The organism is uncultured Campylobacter sp., from assembly GCF_947255105.1.
Lineage (GTDB): Bacteria > Campylobacterota > Campylobacteria > Campylobacterales > Campylobacteraceae > Campylobacter_B.
On sequence record NZ_CAMYFP010000005.1, the window covers coordinates 23,822 to 42,066 of the forward strand.

General features: G+C 35.7%; 21 protein-coding genes. 9 read left to right on the forward strand and 12 right to left on the reverse strand.

Annotation, left to right across the window (positions count from 1 at the left end; genetic code table 11):
* Positions 1-6 precede the first annotated feature (6 nt).
* Entirely contained in the window at positions 7-2,391 is a 2,385-nt protein-coding gene (gene lon, locus Q0X52_RS04030) for an endopeptidase La (RefSeq protein ID WP_297575227.1), read from the forward strand.
* Between the two features lie 98 nt (positions 2,392-2,489).
* A complete protein-coding gene (locus tag Q0X52_RS04035) occupies positions 2,490-2,924 on the forward strand; it encodes a hypothetical protein (RefSeq protein WP_297575230.1) in 435 nt (144 codons plus the stop codon).
* On the opposite strand, the gene Q0X52_RS04040 is transcribed toward Q0X52_RS04035, so the two are convergent.
* The 3 genes from Q0X52_RS04040 to rpmB are packed head-to-tail and all read right to left on the reverse strand — an operon-like array spanning position 2,909 to position 5,159.
* On the reverse strand, positions 2,909-3,802 hold the full coding sequence (locus tag Q0X52_RS04040; protein ID WP_297575232.1) for a bifunctional ornithine acetyltransferase/N-acetylglutamate synthase: 894 nt from the start codon (positions 3,800-3,802) through the stop codon (positions 2,909-2,911). The two genes, Q0X52_RS04035 and Q0X52_RS04040, sit on opposite strands and share 16 nt — an antisense overlap.
* Positions 3,795-4,922: a TrkA family potassium uptake protein gene (locus Q0X52_RS04045; protein ID WP_297575235.1), complete on the reverse strand. Its 1,128-nt coding sequence runs from the start codon at positions 4,920-4,922 to the stop codon at positions 3,795-3,797. The genes Q0X52_RS04040 and Q0X52_RS04045 overlap by 8 nt, the downstream gene beginning before the upstream one ends.
* Before the next feature lie 45 nt (positions 4,923-4,967).
* Entirely contained in the window at positions 4,968-5,159 is a 192-nt protein-coding gene (gene rpmB / locus Q0X52_RS04050; protein WP_297575237.1) for a 50S ribosomal protein L28, read from the reverse strand.
* Between the two features lie 195 nt (positions 5,160-5,354).
* On the opposite strand from rpmB, the gene rpe reads away from it, so the two are divergent.
* Together rpe and Q0X52_RS04060 are read left to right on the forward strand one after the other, a co-directional pair.
* Complete coding sequence (rpe, locus tag Q0X52_RS04055) at positions 5,355-6,002, forward strand: ribulose-phosphate 3-epimerase (protein ID WP_297575239.1); 648 nt, start codon at positions 5,355-5,357, stop codon at positions 6,000-6,002.
* Entirely contained in the window at positions 5,999-6,784 is a 786-nt protein-coding gene (locus tag Q0X52_RS04060; protein WP_297575242.1) for a 3'-5' exonuclease, read from the forward strand. Before rpe ends, Q0X52_RS04060 begins: the two co-directional genes overlap by 4 nt.
* Before the next feature lie 2 nt (positions 6,785-6,786).
* Here Q0X52_RS04060 and Q0X52_RS04065 read toward each other — a convergent pair whose 3' ends face one another.
* The 3 genes from Q0X52_RS04065 to Q0X52_RS04075 form a co-directional block, all read right to left on the reverse strand.
* Positions 6,787-7,470, reverse strand: coding sequence for an amino acid racemase (locus Q0X52_RS04065; RefSeq protein ID WP_297575245.1), 684 nt, complete (start codon positions 7,468-7,470; stop codon positions 6,787-6,789).
* A gap of 29 nt (positions 7,471-7,499) precedes the next feature.
* Positions 7,500-8,813 (reverse strand): dicarboxylate/amino acid:cation symporter, encoded by a 1,314-nt coding sequence (locus Q0X52_RS04070; protein ID WP_297575248.1) that lies wholly within the window; start codon positions 8,811-8,813, stop codon positions 7,500-7,502.
* A 154-nt stretch (positions 8,814-8,967) separates the two neighbouring features.
* On the reverse strand, positions 8,968-9,141 hold the full coding sequence (locus Q0X52_RS04075) for a DUF2892 domain-containing protein (RefSeq protein ID WP_297575251.1): 174 nt from the start codon (positions 9,139-9,141) through the stop codon (positions 8,968-8,970).
* Positions 9,142-9,255: 114 nt separating this feature from the next.
* Between Q0X52_RS04075 and Q0X52_RS04080 the strand changes: the two genes are divergently transcribed.
* Entirely contained in the window at positions 9,256-10,449 is a 1,194-nt protein-coding gene (locus Q0X52_RS04080; RefSeq protein WP_297575253.1) for an MFS transporter, read from the forward strand.
* On the opposite strand, the gene Q0X52_RS04085 is transcribed toward Q0X52_RS04080, so the two are convergent.
* The 5 genes from Q0X52_RS04085 to Q0X52_RS04105 are packed head-to-tail and all read right to left on the reverse strand — an operon-like array spanning position 10,444 to position 13,951.
* Positions 10,444-11,637, reverse strand: a complete 1,194-nt coding sequence (locus Q0X52_RS04085; protein ID WP_297575255.1) for an MFS transporter — start codon at positions 11,635-11,637, stop codon at positions 10,444-10,446. The genes Q0X52_RS04080 and Q0X52_RS04085 overlap by 6 nt on opposite strands.
* Positions 11,621-12,037: a hypothetical protein gene (locus Q0X52_RS04090; RefSeq protein WP_297575258.1), complete on the reverse strand. Its 417-nt coding sequence runs from the start codon at positions 12,035-12,037 to the stop codon at positions 11,621-11,623. Before Q0X52_RS04090 ends, Q0X52_RS04085 begins: the two co-directional genes overlap by 17 nt.
* Positions 12,034-12,333, reverse strand: a complete 300-nt coding sequence (locus Q0X52_RS04095; protein WP_297575260.1) for an AtpZ/AtpI family protein — start codon at positions 12,331-12,333, stop codon at positions 12,034-12,036. The genes Q0X52_RS04090 and Q0X52_RS04095 overlap by 4 nt, the downstream gene beginning before the upstream one ends.
* A 9-nt stretch (positions 12,334-12,342) precedes the next feature.
* On the reverse strand, positions 12,343-13,614 hold the full coding sequence (gene hemL / locus Q0X52_RS04100) for a glutamate-1-semialdehyde 2,1-aminomutase (RefSeq protein ID WP_297575263.1): 1,272 nt from the start codon (positions 13,612-13,614) through the stop codon (positions 12,343-12,345).
* On the reverse strand, positions 13,601-13,951 hold the full coding sequence (locus tag Q0X52_RS04105; protein ID WP_297575265.1) for a cytochrome C oxidase subunit III: 351 nt from the start codon (positions 13,949-13,951) through the stop codon (positions 13,601-13,603). Before Q0X52_RS04105 ends, hemL begins: the two co-directional genes overlap by 14 nt.
* Positions 13,952-14,186: 235 nt before the next feature.
* On the opposite strand from Q0X52_RS04105, the gene Q0X52_RS04110 reads away from it, so the two are divergent.
* Together Q0X52_RS04110 and Q0X52_RS04115 are read left to right on the forward strand one after the other, a co-directional pair.
* Positions 14,187-14,999, forward strand: coding sequence for a transporter substrate-binding domain-containing protein (locus tag Q0X52_RS04110; RefSeq protein WP_297575267.1), 813 nt, complete (start codon positions 14,187-14,189; stop codon positions 14,997-14,999).
* A gap of 111 nt (positions 15,000-15,110) precedes the next feature.
* Positions 15,111-15,542, forward strand: coding sequence for a trehalose-6-phosphate synthase (locus Q0X52_RS04115; protein ID WP_297575269.1), 432 nt, complete (start codon positions 15,111-15,113; stop codon positions 15,540-15,542).
* Positions 15,543-15,583: 41 nt separating this feature from the next.
* Here the strand turns inward: Q0X52_RS04115 and Q0X52_RS04120 are convergent, their stop codons facing one another.
* The gene (locus tag Q0X52_RS04120; RefSeq protein WP_297575271.1) at positions 15,584-16,363 is read right to left on the reverse strand and encodes a sulfite exporter TauE/SafE family protein; all 780 of its coding nucleotides are present in this window, start codon (positions 16,361-16,363) and stop codon (positions 15,584-15,586) included.
* Positions 16,364-16,520: 157 nt separating this feature from the next.
* Between Q0X52_RS04120 and folD the strand changes: the two genes are divergently transcribed.
* The gene (gene folD, locus Q0X52_RS04125; RefSeq protein WP_297575273.1) at positions 16,521-17,372 is read left to right on the forward strand and encodes a bifunctional methylenetetrahydrofolate dehydrogenase/methenyltetrahydrofolate cyclohydrolase FolD; all 852 of its coding nucleotides are present in this window, start codon (positions 16,521-16,523) and stop codon (positions 17,370-17,372) included.
* Positions 17,373-17,377: 5 nt separating this feature from the next.
* On the forward strand, positions 17,378-18,238 hold the full coding sequence (lepB, locus tag Q0X52_RS04130; protein WP_297575275.1) for a signal peptidase I: 861 nt from the start codon (positions 17,378-17,380) through the stop codon (positions 18,236-18,238).
* The last annotated feature ends 7 nt before the right edge of the window (positions 18,239-18,245 follow it).

Here is an 18,245-nt window from a genome sequence, read left to right on the forward strand (position 1 = left end):
GAAGATGTGCAGATAGAAAACAGACAGACCTTTCCTATGGAACTTCCAATAATTGTAGAAGATGAACTTTTTTTATATCCATTCATGATAACACCGCTATTTTTGAGTGATGAAAAGAATATTGAGGCACTTGAACTTGCACAAAAAAACCAAACTATGATAATGGTAGCAACACAAAAAAGTCAATATAGCGGACAAAGGGACTTTGACTCTATCTTTGATGCAGGTGTTATAGGTAGCATTATGAGAGTTACTAAACTACCAGATGGAAGAGTTAAAATCTTATTTCAAGGCTCACTCAAAGGAAAGCTAATAAGACCAGTAACTAGCTTTCCGCTTGTTGGCCTGATAGATACTATCGAGATGGAGCTTGGCGAAAAAGAAAAAATCACCCCACTTCTCAATGTCCTAAAAGAGCGAGTTAGAAGTTTTGGAAACTCATCTCATCTCTTTCCGCCAGATCTTTTAAAAACGATAGAAGATAGTTCAGATGCATTGAGAATTTGCGATCTAGTCCTTAGTAGTATGAAGCTAAAAAACAGAGAGTCTTATAAATTTTTCGTAATGACAAATTTAGAAGAGAAACTTTACAAACTAATAGAGCTAGTAAGCTCACAGATAGAGAGCCAAAAGCTCGAAAAAGAGATAAAGACCAAAGTCCATTCCAAGATAGAACAGACAAATAAAGAGTTTTTTTTAAAAGAGCAGCTCAAACAGATACAAAAAGAGCTTGGAAGCGATGATGAGAGAGAAGATCAAACTAAAGAGTATAGAAAAAAACTAAAAAAGAAAAAGCCCTTTATAGATGAAGATGGACAAAAAGAGATAGAAAAGCAGATTGATAGATTTGCAAGACTTCATCCTGATTCGGCTGATTCGGCTATGGTGCAAAGCTATCTTGACTGGGTTTTGGAGGTCCCTTTTGAAAAACTAGCTACCAAGTCAATGCTAGTAAGCGATGTGCAAAATCAACTAGATATTGATCACTATGGACTACAAAAGCCAAAAGAGCGGATAGTTGAGTATTTTGCGTTAAGAGAGCTTTTGGAGCTTAGAGGCAAAAGCCAGAAGTCAAACAACGGTATCATTCTTTGTTTTGTAGGACCTCCTGGAGTTGGAAAGACAAGTCTTGCAAACTCCATAGCAAAGGCACTTAAAAGAAGTTTGGTGCGTATAGCGCTTGGTGGATTGGAAGATGTAAATGAGTTAAGAGGTCATAGAAGAACCTATGTTGGTGCTATGCCTGGACGAGTGGTGCAAGGACTTATCGAGGCAAAAGAGATGAATCCTGTCTTTGTGCTTGATGAGATAGATAAACTTTCAAGAAACTTTAGAGGCGATCCTACCGCTGTTTTGCTTGAGATTTTGGATCCTGAACAAAATAGTAAATTTAGGGATTATTATCTAAATTTCAATATAAATTTAAGCAAAATCATCTTTGTAGCAACAGCAAATGATCTCTCTATGATACCAGCGCCACTTAGAGATAGAATGGAGTTTATCTACCTAAATTCCTACACACCGCAAGAGAAATTTCACATAGCCAAAAAATACCTACTTCCTCAAGAGTTGCAAAAACATGGGCTTTTAGCTAATGAAGTTGGCATAAGCGATGCAACACTAAAGCTTATAATATCGGACTACACAAGAGAGAGCGGCGTTAGAAATTTAAGAAGAGCAATAGCCTCTATTCTTAGAAAAATAGCTGTTAAAATACTCAAAAAAGAGAGTGATGGCAAGGTAGTTGTAAATAGCAAAAACTTAAATAAATTTTTAGATAAAAAAGTTTTTGAGATAGATGCAGTATCAAAAAACAACTATGTAGGTCTTGTAAATGGACTTGCTTGGACTAGCGTTGGTGGCGATATTTTGCAGATAGAGGCCATCAAAATCAAAGGCAAAGGCGAGCTAAAAATAACAGGTCATCTTGGCGATGTTATGAAAGAGTCAGCACAAATTGCCTTTAGCGTGGTAAAGGTGCTAATCGACAATGGCAAAATCAAAGCTATAGATGAGAGAGGCAGCAAAGATAACGAGCAAATTTATAATAAATTTAATCTTCATCTACACGTGCCAGAGGGCGCTACTCCAAAAGATGGTCCAAGTGCTGGAATCACAATGGCTACAGCAATCGCCTCTATCTTTACAGAGAAAAAAGTGCGCTCAAATGTAGCAATGACTGGCGAGATAACTCTTCAAGGAAAGGTTTTGCCAATTGGTGGCTTAAAAGAAAAGCTCATAGCCGCACACAGAGCCAAGATAAAAACAGCACTAATTCCTAGAAAAAATTATGAGAGAGATCTAGACGAGATCCCTGAAGAGGTGCAAAAAAGCCTTGAAATTTTGCCTGTAGATACCATAGAAGATGTGCTTAAAGTGGCACTTATATGACAATATAGGGTTTATTTTAGAAAAATGGCTTAGTTTAAACAAAAAATAAACATTGATATGTATAATTAAGCCATTATCTTAATAATAGGATTGTTGCAATGACTAAAGAACAGACTATTGGTACATTTGAAAATGCTATGTCACAGCAATTTTTTTTGATGACCCGCATCAAAAATGCCATTCTTTCTGGTAGAGCTGAAGACTTTTTGGATATCGTTGGCAAAGAGGAGCTTTTTGGTGAGTTTTTTTATGATGAGAAATTTAAGCTAGAAGATTTGGTTGGTATCATATTTTTTGATAGTATTTCAAAAAAATACGAAGAATGGAAAAAAACCTGTGAAAAAATTTACTCTATCTTTTTAGAAAACCCAATATCGCCAAAATCCAAGCTCAAACATCTTGAAGAAAATGACTATGAGATTGCAGAGGCACTTTTTGAAAGCTTAGAAAATATACACGATCTTATGCACGCATCTTGTGAATCGGCTCAAAGTAGATTGCACGCACTAAACAAAGATCACTTTAAGGCTTGATAGGCAGTGTAGCAACTACTAGCTACACCCAAGTCGCAAACTATCTTAAAGCTTTTCTTTTGAGTGATGTTATAAACTTTTTGTTGGCTCTCTTTACTTAAATTTGGTTGCTCTTTGCTATATATCAAAAGGTCATTTAGATAAATTTTAACTTTATCCATATCACTTTGTTGAAGTATCAAAGCCATTTTTTCTATATCTGAGTTTTTTAGTTTTTCTACAACAGCTCTGGCCTCATCGCTATTTTTTGCGCCCTTTATTTCAAAAACTACAATTTTTTTGTAACTGTCTCTTAGGCTCATTATAAAAAGCTCTCTTAAGAGCATATTTAAAGCTCTCTTAAAAGCCATTTTGTCGTATGGTTTTGTTTGGCTTGTTACAAATATAACATTATCGTTTGTTATCTCATCTTTCAAAAGAGCGCCAAAACTTTGCTCCATAGCCTCTTTTAGAAGCTCTTTTTGATCTGTTTTTGGGATATTTGTATCGGTTAAAATTAGGCAAGTTGTGGAGTTGGAAGATGAAATTTGACAAACTCCTGCAAGGTTAAAGCTACTGCTATCTTTTTTGACATTTAGACAAAGTTCATAAAAACCCTCTTTGCTTGTAAAAGCTTTGTTAAATTTCTCAAATTTGATGAAGAGTGGAGCTGTTTTTGGTGAAAGTTTTTTTAAAATATCATATTTTGAAGCTATCAGTAAAGCGTTGCTAGTTGTTGGTTGCTCTTTTTCAAAAATAGTTTTAAATTTATCCCTGCTAGTCAAATTTAAGCTCTCAAAAGGGCCATTTGCTCTTATTAAAAAAGCTTCATTCATCGGCTCAAAACAAAAGCCATCAACGTTTATAACTCCGTCCTTCAAAGGAAAGATATCAAACATATTTAACCTCTTTTGGCTTATATTTTAGGGAAACTAGCCTTTTTGCCATTCTTATGCCCTCCGCTGTCCCTACAACAAAGAGTCTTGCGTTGCTACCAATTAGCACATCGCCCTCTGGCATCGGTATAAACTTGCTATTTTCATCGGTTATTCCTATGACATTTGCCTTTGTCATATCTCTAAGTCTAGTCTCTGAAAGTCTTTTAAATCTAAGCCAAGAGTAAGGCGGCACAACAATCTCTTCTATATCAATAAGTGAGTCTTTTTGGTAGAGAAACTTATCCAAGATATTTTCCATATCGGGACGAACGCTTATTGCGCTTAGTCTTTGTGCGGCAAGTTTTGATGGTGAAACAACAGAGTTTGCTCCAAGTTTTTTTAACTTTTCAATGTCATTTTTGGTATCTGCTGAACTCATAACAAAATATGGCTCTCTTCCTAATTCCGCCTCATAAAGCCTTACAGTTGCGATAAGTGCGATATTGTCAGCGATATTTTGACTAAGAGAGATAACTCCTTTTGCACTTGATAAATTCGCCTTCAAAAGCGACTCTTCGGTGTGCGGCTCGCCAACTATGTAGTAGGGATATTTATATTTTAGAGCAATTTCTTCAAGCTTTTCATCTACATCAATTACAACAAATGGTATGTGATTTAGCCTAAACTGCTCCGTTAGGTCAATGGTATAAATATTGTGATAGCAAACGATGAAGTGGTTTTTTAGTCGTGCAATTTTATAGATCATATTTCGCTCTTTTATAAGTTTGATTAGCTTTCCATTCTTAAGAGTTTCTATCAAAAGACCCATTGAAAAGGTAAATGCGATAAAACCCATAAAAATAAAAAGAATTGTAAAAAGTCGTCCTGCAGTAGTTATCTGTGCAACTTCGGTAAAACCAACTGTCGTGAAGGTCATTCCAGCTTGATAAATGCCATCTATCAAAGAGAAGTTGCTAAAAAATACATAGCCCATAGCCCCAATCATAAGCATTGCAACAATGAGAATGAGTGGAAGTCTAAAGGGCTTTAGTTGTTCGTAGAGATCTGCGTTTAAATCTATCTTTGGTTTTGCAGGAGTTTGCCAGTTAAGAAATCTCTTTATTTTATCTAAAAGTGACATATCTTAAATTTATGCCATTTTTTTAAATTTATTGACAAATTTATACTATTTTGACTGTTTTCTCATAGTTCTTAAAGTTGAAGCGGCTATTTTGATCTTTCTTGTCGTTCCATCCTCTAAGACAACTCTAACTGTTCTTAAATTTGGTAAAAATATTCTTTTGTTTTTGTTGTTTGCGTGGCTTACTCTATGTCCTGTCATAGGACCTTTGCCTGTTATAGCGCATCTTTTTGCCATGTTGGTTCCTTTTTGATGATTTTAAATAAGGGATTATTTTATCAAAATAAGTTTTATATTAACTTAAAAGCCAAATTTAATAGCCCATTTATCGTTAAATTTAACTAAATAAAAATAAATTTCTAAATTTTATATAAGCTAAATCTCAATCAAAGAGTATATAATCCATATTTAAAAAGAGTTCAAAGGCAAAAAATGTATGTTGCACCAAGTATTTTATCGGCTGATTTTGGGATATTAAAAGATGAGATTGTAGCTATTTGCGAGGCTGGAGCTGATCTTATTCATGTTGATGTTATGGATGGGCATTTTGTTCCAAATCTGACCATCGGACCTTTGGTTGTAGAGGCGGTAAAAAAGGCTGCTAGCAAGCCACTTGATATCCATCTTATGGTAAAAGATATCCCATTTTTTGTAGAGCTATTTTTGCCACTTAAGCCTAAATTTCTAAGCTTTCACATCGAAGAGGCAACTCACCCTTTAAGAGTTATAAAAGAGATTAGAGATGCTGGGGTCTCGCCTGCTATAGTTCTAAATCCTCACACTCCAATATCAACTTTGGAATTTATAATAAAAGAGGTTGATATGGTACTTCTAATGAGCGTCAATCCCGGTTTTGGCGGACAAAGCTTCATACCATCAACACTTACCAAAATAAGGCAACTAAGAGAGCTTATCGATAAAAGTGGTGCTGCTTGTATGATAGAGGTAGATGGTGGCGTAAATGGACTAAATATAGCAGACATCGAAGAGGCAGGCGCTGATATAGTTGTGGCTGGTAGCTATATCTTTTCATCAAAAAATTATGCAGAGTCAATCCGCTCTTTAAAGCTTGAATTTTGACAAAACAACTCGAAAATCTCATCTCGCTTTTAGCAAGAACTAGCCTTAACTATCATGACTTTATACATAAGGCCTATCAAATAGAGGAGATTACTGAGATTTTTGATCCAAAAGATCTCTCTATGTGGAAGTTGCTTGGGCTAGAGATAGTTAAACTTGACAACACCAAACTCACTCTAAAAACAAGGCAGAGAGATTTTATAGATGATAAGTTTTGCATAGTTGATATTGAGACAAGCGGGAGCATAAAGAGCGGTCAAATCATCGAAATTGGTGCAATTAAGGTAAATTTAAAGAGCAAAGAGATAATTGATAGGTTTAAGACTTTTATAAGTGCACCATCTATCCCACCAGAGATCCAAGAGCTAACAGGTATAAGTTTAGATGACTTAAAAGATGCGCCACCACTTTCCTATGTTTTGGAGAAATTTAGGCTATTTTTAGGCACTAGCATTTTTGTCGCGCACAATGTTAGATTTGACTATGACTATATAAGCAAAAGTATGCAAGAGCTTGGTTTTGGAATACTTCTAAACAGAAGACTTTGTACCATAGATCTAGCAAGAAGAACAATACCTGCCACAAAGTATGGACTTGGTAGCCTAAAAGAGCAGCTAAACATCAGTGGTAAACACCACAGAGCATTAAATGATGCAATAAGTGCTTGGGAGGTTTTAAAAGTTTCGCTTAAACAGCTTCCTTGGTATGTGCAAACTACAGAAGATCTAATAACATTTAGTAAAACTGCCGCTAGCTTGAAGATAGCAGCAGTTAAAGAGTAAATTTAGTCATCCAAAGAGTATTTTACAACTGCTTTGGCAAGTTCGTTTGTAGCATCTAAAAAAACTCTCTCTTTTTTGAGATATGGTAACATTACAGGTATTTCTGTGCAACCTGCTATAAAAAGATCTGCCTTAACCTCATCTAAAGCGCTCTCAAGTCTATTTGCTGCCCACTCTACTCTACCGGCTTTTACTCCATCATATATGGCTGACATTATCCTATCTTGAGCCTCTTTTTTAAACTCCACTGAGTTAAAACCATTTGCGCTCAAAACTAGATCGTAAATTTTAGCCTTTTTTGTAGCAGTAGTTCCAACAACTGCTATATTTTTAACACCTTTAAAATCCCTCTTAATAGCCTCTACGGCAATAGTATTAATCCTCAAAATCTCAATACCAACCTCTTTTTCTATAGCATCTGCAAAGTAGTGAGCTGTGTTACAAGCTATGCAAAGTGCTTCACAGCCACCATTTTTAAGTCTTTTTGCACTCTCTATTAGTTGTGGTAAAGGATCTTTATCGCCGCCCAATATAAAAGCTGTTCTATCGGGAATTTGTGGATAATTATCGATAAGTAGCGGAATATTTTCTTGATCGCTTTTAGCCTTTGTAAGCTCTACTATCTTTTTAAAAAGATCTATGGTTGCCAAAGGTCCCATTCCGCCCATTATGCCTACTCTTCTCATTTTTACCTCTTTATTATAAATTTAAATTACTATTTCCACTTGCTCATATTAAGCTCGCCCTCTGTTTTTGCAACCCATATAGAGGCAATAACATCACCAACAACATTCATAGAAGTTCTTCCCATATCCAAAAGTGCGTCAATTCCTAGTATCATCGCATAGGCTATAGCAACATTGCCATCAACTTTTATGCCAATTGACTCCAAAACCAAAAGAAGCATTAAAGCGCCAGCTCCAGGAATTCCAGCTGTTCCAATAGCTGCCAATATCGCAGTGATTACAATAGTCACATATTGACTTGATGTTAGATCTATGCCGCAAGCATTTGCTATAAAAAGTGTGCAAACTCCCAAATAAACAGTTGTTCCATTCATATTGACGGTTGCGCCAACAGGCAAAACAAAGCCATAGATACTTCTTGGAACACCCATCTCTTTGTCAGTTACATCCATAGTGATAGGCAAAGTTCCATTTGAGCTCCTAGTAACAAAAGCTGTAATCATCGGAGCACGAACCTTTTTGAGAAACTCAAGTGGTTTAAGTCCTATAAGAAGACAAATTCCAAAATAGACCAAAACTACCTGCAAAACAAGTCCTGTATAAAGAGCAGCTGTTACATTGGCAAGTGAGCCAAAAGCTGTAGCACCATTGGCAGAAAAGACCACAAACATAAGGGCAAAAACTCCAATAGGTGCATACTCCATAACCCATCTAACTACCTTAAACATAATCTCACTCATACCATCAAAAAAGTTATAGACAGTATCGCCCGCCTTTTTGATGCGTTCATCATCGCTATCTCTTATAAAAGCTAGACCGATACCAAGAAATATACAAAATGTGATGATTGGTAATATATCGCCCTTTACGATGGATTCAAAAGGATTGGTAGGAATCATATTTAAAAAGATCTTGCTAAGTGGCTCTGAGTGTGCCTCTTTTGCAATTGCAATAGATGCGTCACTTAACTCTAGTCCGCTTCCTGGAGCAAACAACAAGCCACAACCTAGCCCTATGATGATAGCAAAAACTGTAGTTACAAAATAGAAAAATACCGCCTTTACTCCAACTTTTCCAAGATGAGATGGCGCTATAGAGCTAGTTCCTATTATCAAAGAACAGATAATGATTGGCACCATAATCATCTTCAAAAGTCTTACAAAAAGATCTCCAAAAGGTGTTAAAAAACCAATCATTTTAGCTCCCAAATTTAACTCGCCATTTGGTAGCTCGCCTGCTGTAAAAATCATTCCTACGATAATTCCTGCAATTAGCGCAACAAAGATTCTAACAACTAAGCTTGTATTGAAATAAAAAGATAATATACTTTTTTTAGATGACATAAATCCTCCTTAATTGATATGCACCATTTTAACAAAATCTATCTATCAAGAGATTAAAATATAAAAAAAGTGGCTAAAAATATCTATATATGAGAAAGATCGACTATCAAATTTAAAAAAGATAGACCAAATTTAGCCTATCTTTAAAATAACTCTATTTTTTTATAGAGCATCTGTTTAAAAAGTAGCAAGCAGGACAAAAGCCACTTATCCCAACTGCAATAGGCAAAAGCCCAACAAGAGCAAACCAACTATGAAAAGCAAAATAAAAAACCGCTATCCAAACAACTCCCAACAGAACTCTTAAAATTCTTTTGTTTCTACTCATCTTTACCCCTTTTAAATTTCAATAGTCTATCTTACTATGAAATTTATTAAAGTTTTTAAACAAATCACAAAAAGCTAAATTTTAGTTATAATCAACTCTTTACAATGGAGAGTTATGAGAAGACATATTGCACTTTTACTACTAAACAAAAACATAAGAATCCTTGCTACAATCCAACTCATCTGCTATTTTGGCGGATGGTTTAGCTACACTGGTATCTTTACCTTATTAATTGAGCTAAATGCTCCAATATGGGCGATAAGCTTTACAGCTGCAATGGCATTTGTCCCTGGTGTCGTCCTTGCTCCAATAAGCGGCGTTATCATAGATAAATTTAAGCCATTTAGTCTATTTATCTCATTTATGCTAATTGAGTGCATAACAGTTTTATTACTAATCTTGGTAGATAGTATGAGTTGGTTTTGGTTTATGCAACTTATTGTCTTTATAAGAATGGGCTTAGCGGGAATGTATTTTCAAGTAGAGATGAGCCTACTTCCAAAGCTCTTAACAAGATCTCACCTAAAACTAGCAAATGAAATCCACTCCGTCATCTGGGCAGTTTCATATACCGCTGGCATGGGACTAGCAGGCATTTATATACACAACTTTGGCATATATAGCTCATTTGTCTTTGACTCTATACTTTATGCTATAGGCATAGCGCTACTTTTTAAACTAAAGCTTCCACCACTCTATCAGAGCAAAAAGCAAAAAGTTATGACTATGTTAAAAGATGGTCTTGCATATATAAAAAATAGCCCCTTAATGATACATCTCATCATAATACACTCCTTTGTAGGAATAACCTCTTATGATACGCTTATTGCGCTTATGGCTGATTATAAATATAAAGAGATTTTAAGCACTTCTTTGATAATTGGCTTTATGAATATGTCAAGGGCTTGCTCGCTTATATTAGGACCTATAATCCTAAGTAAATTTACCAACACAAAAACACTATTTTGGCTCTTTATAGGGCAGTTTTTAGGCATTGGTATCTGGTCTATTTTGCAATTTGACTTCTATGTTGGCTTTATAGGCCTAGTCTGTGCTGGATTTTGCACCTCAACTCTTTGGTCTTATAGCTACACTCTTATACAAAATCACTGCGACAAGGAGTATCATGGAAGAGTTGTTGCCTATGTAGATATGGTGTTTTTAGGCGTTTCTGCCCTAACCTCTCTTGCTATTGGCTTTCTTTATAAGGTTGGGTTATCTCTTAGTTTTATCACATTTTTGATGGGTTTTGCCTTTTTTATAGGGGCCTTTTACTATAGATATGTCATCAAGAAATTTAGCCTATAGTGACTCTGTAAGTTTGCTAGTTGGAAACTCGTCGCTTCTGTCTTCTTTTGGGACCTGCCTTTGATAGAGTGCAAAGATAATAAGTGCAAAAAGCGCCACTACATAGACAAGCATAAAGCCCTTACTTCCAAACATCTTCATAAAAAGTCCTGCAATTAGCGGTCCAAAAAGCGAGCCTGTAGTGTAGCTAAGAAGCAGTGCCGCCCCTATCTCAACTGTTTTGCTTTTGTCGTGTAAGACATCATTTGCCCTTGCAAGTCCAAGCACATAGAGACAAAATGTTCCAAAACCTATGAAAAAGACCAAAAGTATCTGAGCTAAAAAGTTATCACTAAAGATAACCATCAAAGTAGAGGCAACTAATCCCGTGCTAGCTGCTAGCATTATGGAGTATTTTCTGCCGATTTTGTATGAGTAGAGTCCAAAAAATATCTGCGATACAAAGCCACCAACCATAGCAACTATCATAAATAGCGATATCATAGAGACATCTTGCCCCAAATTTAAGACATAAACACTACCCATAGAGAAAAAGCCATTTAGCGCAATACCGCCAACAAATGTTGAAAATAGCGCCAATGGAACTACTCCAAATATATTTGGTATAAAGAGTTTTCGCTTTGGTGGAAGACGTGGCTCTCTTATGCCGATGATATTTACAGGAATGGAGCCAAGCACTATAAATGAAGCACTTATTAGTATGATGTAACTAGAATCAAGCTTTAGCGATAAAAAAAGCACACCGATACCAAAACTTGCGTAGTAGATGATCTCATAAAGGCCTAAGAAAACGGAACGATTTTTGTTGGTAGATTTGGTATTTAGAAGGCTTTCTACAATCATAACAATGCTGTAGTATGAAAATCCTAGAAAAAACCTAAGAATAGCCCAATAAAAGATATTTGACCAGAAATTATGGAAAAGAGCTGAGAGAGCAAAAAGTGCCGTTAAGATGGCATAAGATCTCACATATCCAAAGGCCGATATAAAGCTATAGGTAAAGATAGTGCTACACATTGCCCCAAGAAAAAAGCACGATGTAACCAAGCCAATGGCAAGTTCGCTATAACCGCCACCTTTTAGGATAACTCCTGCTGAAGTTATAGCCAAACCATTACCTATAAAGATAAAACTAATACCGACATAAAGCCCAAGCAAGGCTCTTATAAGTTTAACTGCTCTTTGCATTGATAAATCCGTAGATAAAGATAGTAAGCTGCATAACAACAACGCCCAAAATGATACCAAAAACATTTAGTAAGTGAAATTTAGCCAATGCAAAGAATGAAAGTGCAAACAAAAAATAGCAAAAAAGTCTAAGTGGCGAAAAGTAGCTAGAAAATACTCTATTTTTCTTCATCTCTGCTCTCTCATCATCTTTGCCATTCTCATCATCTTGTGCAATCTCAAAGCCTGTGTCATAGAGGTTTTTTATGATTTTGTTGTAGTAGGCATTGTATGAGCTAAAAACAATAAGCAGAGACAACAAAAAACTACTAAAAGAGCTTATTAAAAAATTAAACCCCAAAAAATAGGACAAAATTAGCAGTAACAAAAGTCCAGCCAAACAGTACAAAGCTAGCTTCATTCATCCTCTTCTTTCTCTTCATCGCTAAAATCGGGCTTAAAGTTTTTATAACGCTCATCACTCTCAAGCTCTTTCATCTGTTTTATTTGTGATCTATAGACCTTATAGACATTTAGATAGGCAGCAGCTAGCCCAATAAACAGACAGAAGAAGAACAAAAACCTACTTCCAGTTAGCTTTTGTAGCCACATTCCCAAAAAGACTCCACATGCAATAGCTACAACTATAGAGATGCCAAGACTTAGATAGTTGGCACCTCTTATTATCTTGTATAAATGTCTTGTTATTCTTCTCAAAATCAACCTCTAAATGCTATTTATCGCTTTTTTAAATTTATCCAGTGCAAAATCAATCTCTTTATCGCCCATAACAGAGCAGATAAAGCCTGTTTCAAACTGACTAGGTGCCAAAAAGACCCCCTCTTTTAAGATCTTGTTATAAAACTTAGCAAAAAATTTGGTATCACTTGTAAGCGCGTCTGCATAGTTTTGGACCTTTCTGTCTGTAAAAAAGTACCCAAACATAGAGCCAACATAGCAAGTCTGTATAGCAACTCCCTTTTTAGATGAGATCTCTTTAAAGCCATCGGTTAGTTTTTTGGCAAGTGCTTCTAAATTTTGGTAGAGATTTTTACTCTTTGCAATCTTTGTTAGCGAGGCGATACCAGCTGACATAGCTACAGGATTGCCACTGAGTGTGCCTGCTTGATAGACTGAGCCAAGCGGACTAACACACTCCATAATCTCCTTTTTGCCAGCAAATGCCGCAGCATTGAGTCCGCCACCTATCACCTTGCCAAAGGTAACCATATCGGATTTTATGCCATAAATACCATAAGCACCAAGCCTACTTGCCCTATATCCGCTCATCACCTCATCAAAAATTAGCACTATATTTTCTCTATCACAAAGCTCTCTAAGTGCTATCAAAAACTCTTTTTTAGCAGGAACTAGTCCCATATTGCCAGCAATTGGCTCTATGATAATGGCGCCTATCTCATTGTTTTTTACTATATTTTCTACACTTTCAATATCATTATAGATAGCCAAAAAGGTCTTAGCAACAGCCTCTTTTGGCACTCCGCTACTACTTGCACTTCCAAAGGTTGTAGCACCACTTCCAGCCTTTACTAAAAGTGCGTCACTATGTCCATGATAGCAGCCTTCAAACTTAATAATGCCATCTTTTTTACTATAGCCTCTAGCAACTCTAATAGCGCTCATTGTAGCCTCTGTGCCGCTATTTACAAAGCGAATCATATCCAAAAAATCATAGTCATCTAGTATAAGTTTGGCAAGTTTTTCTTCAAGTGGCGATGATGTTCCAAAACTAAGCCCCTTTTTAACACTTTTTATAACTGCTTCTTCTATATCTTCATCACAATGCCCAAAGATAAGCGGGCCCCAACTCTGCACAAAGTCAAGATATCTGTTGCCCTCAATGTCTATTAGATAAGCGCCCTTTCCATAGTTTGTAAAAAATGGTCTGCTGCCTACATTGCCAAATGCCCTAACTGGCGAATTTACTCCACCAGGTATAAGCTTTTTTGCTATCATAAATAGTTCATCGTTTGTCATTCTCTCTCCTTTTGTTAATCTCTTCTAAATAGCTATATATAGCCAAAATCTCATCTGCTGTTAAAAAATATTGCGGCATAATATCTGCTGCTTTATAGATCCCGTCTGCCAACTTTTGAGGAGTTAGCCCTCTAATTGGTGGCGCCTTTAGCTCAACTATCTTTCCTACATCTTTATATGTAGCTATCACTCCGCCCTCGCCAAATTTGCCATGACAGCCATGACAGCCAATCCCACGGGGATTTTTATAAAGCATAGTTCCATACTCAAACTTTGTAATAAAGTTATCTGCAAAAACTAAAGAGAAAAAAAATAGCGATAACAAGACTCTAATCAACAGCCACTCCACAAATAAATACCCAAATTATAACCTAACAATCTTAAATTTATGGAGTTAAATTTATATAATAGCTCTTTAAATTTAATGATAAAAATAGCAAATTTATAGAAATTTTGTTAAATTTGAACTCCTTTTTAGGCTAAATTTATGCAAAGATAAATTTAAATTTTTTCTTTAAGTTAAGCTTTTTAAGATAGAATATAGCAAAACTGATAGAGCAAAGGATTGTTTTATGAAAAGAATTCTACTTATTTTGATGATTGGTTCGTTATTGGTTGCAAATTCAATTGATGAGATTAAAAGTGCAAATGAGATAAGAGTAGGCTTGTGGAAAGATTTAATGCCATTTTCAACTCTACAAGGCAACGAATATGTAGGTTTTGAAGCCGATCTTGCAAAAAAACTCCAAGAGAGAATTCTTCCAAATGGAAAAATGGTCGTAGTTCCGATAAGTTCTCCACAAGAAAGAGTCACACTTCTTAAAGAAAACAAAGTTGATGTCGTCATCGCAATGATTTCCAAAACAGAAGAATATCTAAAAGAGTTTGCCTTTGCTATGCCATATTTGCAAGTTCCTCAAGCAATAATGACTAAAAAAGATAGCACAGTTGGCGGACTAAAAGATTTAGTAGATAAAACTGCAATAGTCATTGCTGGAAGCCACGGTGAAAGCTATGTTAGAAAAAACTTGCCATCATCTTCTATCGTCTATAGCGGCTCCAATATGGAGGGTTATGCTATGCTAAAAGATGGTCTGGGCGACTACTACATAAATGACAACCTCATAATTCTCTCTTTTTGTATCACAGATGACGATGTTAAGGTTATCGAACCCTTTGCAACTCTTGGTCAAAACCAATACATCACACCTGCTGTATCCATTAGCAATAAAGGTTTGTTAGATGAGCTAAACAAGGCGATGATAGAGCTTAGTAAAGAGGGCTTTTTTCAAGAGCTATATAACAAATACTTTAAGCCATTTTATAAAGATACGCTAGATCCAAAGTCAGTCATACTTGATGATTTTTACCGCCTTTTTGGCTAAGTTAGATAGTTGGCGAGCAAAAGCCAACTATCACTCTGTTTTAAATTTCAAATTTAGACTATTTAAAGATAAAAAAGATTAAAATCACCCTAAATTTCAACAAGGATAGAGATGTATCTGTTAGTTTTATTTATCCATCTTTTGTCTGCTATATTTTTTATAGGCTATCTCTTTTTTGATGTGATAATCTATCCCTTTGCAAAACAAAAAATTGATGAAAAACTCTACATAGCTGTTAAAAAAGCCTACACAAAAGGAAGTGGCATAGTCTTTGGAGTGATATTTTTGGTATTGTTAGCTAGTGGAATATGGCTCTCATCAAGATATATCGGCATCTCAAAGGGCTTTTTTAACTCTAAATTTCAAATATTTTTAAGCTTAAAGATATTAACAATTATCTTTATGTGCCTTATAACATTTGTATCGGTCTATTTTGTAGCAGTTTTAAAAAAGCCAGATCCATTTGGCAAATTTTCACACCAAATAGCTCTCATCTTATGCATAATAGTTGTCTTTTTTGCAAAAGCTATGTGGCATCTATAATCTCAATTTATGCTAAATTTCAAACTCTAAATATGCCAAAACTAGATAAATTTAAGAAACATATTTATACTCAAAGCAAACAAAAAGACTCCAAAAATCTTCCTAACGATACTTGACTTGATGTGATGAACTATCTTTACACCAAGAGGGGCAAACAAAAAGCTAGTAATAGTTGTAAAAAAAACTGCCTTTAAATTTACATATCCAACTATAAAGTTGGCGATATCTGTATTTTGCCAACCGCTTATTATGTAGCCAAAAGTCCCAGCTATAGAGAGCGGAAAGCCAATAGCTGCCGAAGTTCCAATGGCCTTTTTGATATCAACTCCTTGAGATGCAACATATGGCACGCTAAGACTGCCGCCACCAATAGAAACGATTGCTGAAACTGCTCCTATAATAGCACCTGCGATAAACTGCACGCCCCTTTTATAGACTTTAGAAGCCTTTGTTGTAACAGTTGCAAAAAACATTCTTAGAGCTTGAATAAACATATAAAGACTAAATATCAAAGCTAGATAAAAAGCCGGTATAATCGAAGCTACAAATGCGCTACTCATAGTTCCTACAACAACACCTGGCGCCATAAATTTAAATATATCCCATCTAACTGCGTGATTTTTGTTGTGTGCTTTAAAACTTGAAAATGAGGTAATGATGATGGCACACATACTGCTTCCAAGAGCTAAATGAAGGGGCTCATTAACTGAGTTTTCTAAAAATATCATAGTAAATACTGGCACCATAATGCCACCTCCCCCAATCCCAAACATTCCTGCACAAACGCCAACAAAACAGCCCAAAAAAAGATACTCTATCACCTGAATTTCCTTTGAAAGTGGATAAATTTAATAAAACAGCTCTAAATTTATCTCTAATTGGTTGAAATATATCTGAAAAAAGCAATAAAAAATATTAGTTTAATCAAAAATTAGTTATCATACATAGTTATTTACAATTTACAAAAAAGGTTCTTTTATGCAGATAATAGATGGTAAAGAGATATCTAAAAAAGTTAAAAATGAGGTCAAAATAGAGAGCGAAAAGCTAACCACCCTTGGTACAAAACCAACACTTGCAGTTATTTTGGTAGGTGAAGACAAGGCAAGTATGACCTATGTCGCCTCCAAAGAAAAGGCTTGCAAGGCTTGCTCTATGGGCTCTTTTGTCTATAGACTTCCAAAAGATACAACCAAAGATGAGCTACTAAAACTTATAAAAAAGCTAAACAGTGACGATGAGGTTCATGGTATCTTAGTTCAACTTCCACTTCCAAAACAAATAGATACTTATGAAATTTTGCTTGCTATAGATCCAGCCAAAGATGTTGATGGCTTTCATCCAATAAATGTAGGAAGACTACTACTTGGTATTGATGGATTTGTCCCTTGCACTCCACTTGGCATAATGAGACTTTTAAAAGAGTATGGGATAGAAGTTAGCGGAAAAGAGGTCTGCGTTGTTGGACGAAGCTCCATTGTTGGAAAACCGATGGCAAACTTAATGCTAAATGCAAATGCAACTCCTACCATAACTCATAGCAGGACAAAAAACTTAAAAGAGGTCACCAAAAGAGCAGATATCGTAGTAGTTGCTATTGGCAAACCGGGCTTTTTGACAGCCGATATGGTAAAAGATGGCGCAGTTGTAGTTGATGTTGGTATCAATAGACTAGAGAGCGGCAAATTAGTAGGCGATGTGGATTTTGAGGCAGTTAGCAAAAAATGTAGTTTCATCACTCCAGTGCCAGGTGGCGTTGGACCAATGACTATAGCAATGCTACTTTCAAACACACTAAAAGCCGCTAAAGATTTCCACCAAAAAAGATAGAGATGATGAAAAACTTTTTTAGTAGGATTTATCACTTTTCAGGAACTTGGACAGGAACTATTGTAATAGTTTTGTTTATCATCTTTTTTGTAGCGCAAGCCTTTGTTATCCCAAGTGGCTCTATGAAAAATACACTTCTTATAGGCGATCATCTCTTTGTTAAAAAGTATAGCTATGGGATTCCTACGCCACACTTACCGTGGCTTGAGATAAAAGTTTTTCCTGATTTTAGAGGCGATGGACATCTTATTCGTGGCAAAATGCCCCAAAGAGGTGAAATAGTTGTCTTTAGAAATCCAAAAGCTCCAAAAATTCACTTTGTGAAAAGAAACTTTGCAGTTGGTGGCGATGAGGTTATCTTTATGCAAAATAGCATGTTTTTAAGACCACATGAGGGCGATAAATTTATAACCCAAAACTATCCCAAAGAAAAGCTAGCAACCATCGATGGCAAGCTATTTGTAAAAGAGCCCTATGAGTTTAAGGGGATAAGATATATAGCTACAAAAGATGCCTTTGAGCAAGCTGCTTTAGCAACTCTAAATAGAGAAATTTTTATAAGAAAAAATGGCTATGAGATAGCGATGAAGCCAATACTTCTAAAGGAGTTTCCAACTTATAAAGAGCTAGAGTTCAATGCCTTTTATACAAAGGTGCCAGAGGGCGAGTTTTTCATGGTAGGCGATAACAGAAATAACTCAAATGATAGTAGATTTTGGGGAAGCGTGGAGTATAAATTTATAGTTGGAAAGCCGTGGTTTGTCTATTTTAGTTGGAATTCAAACAAAGAGATAAGATGGGAGAGAGTTGGACGTTTTGTAGAGACTTTGCAAAATGATGAGAGATTTATCTATGATCAACCATAAAGGATAA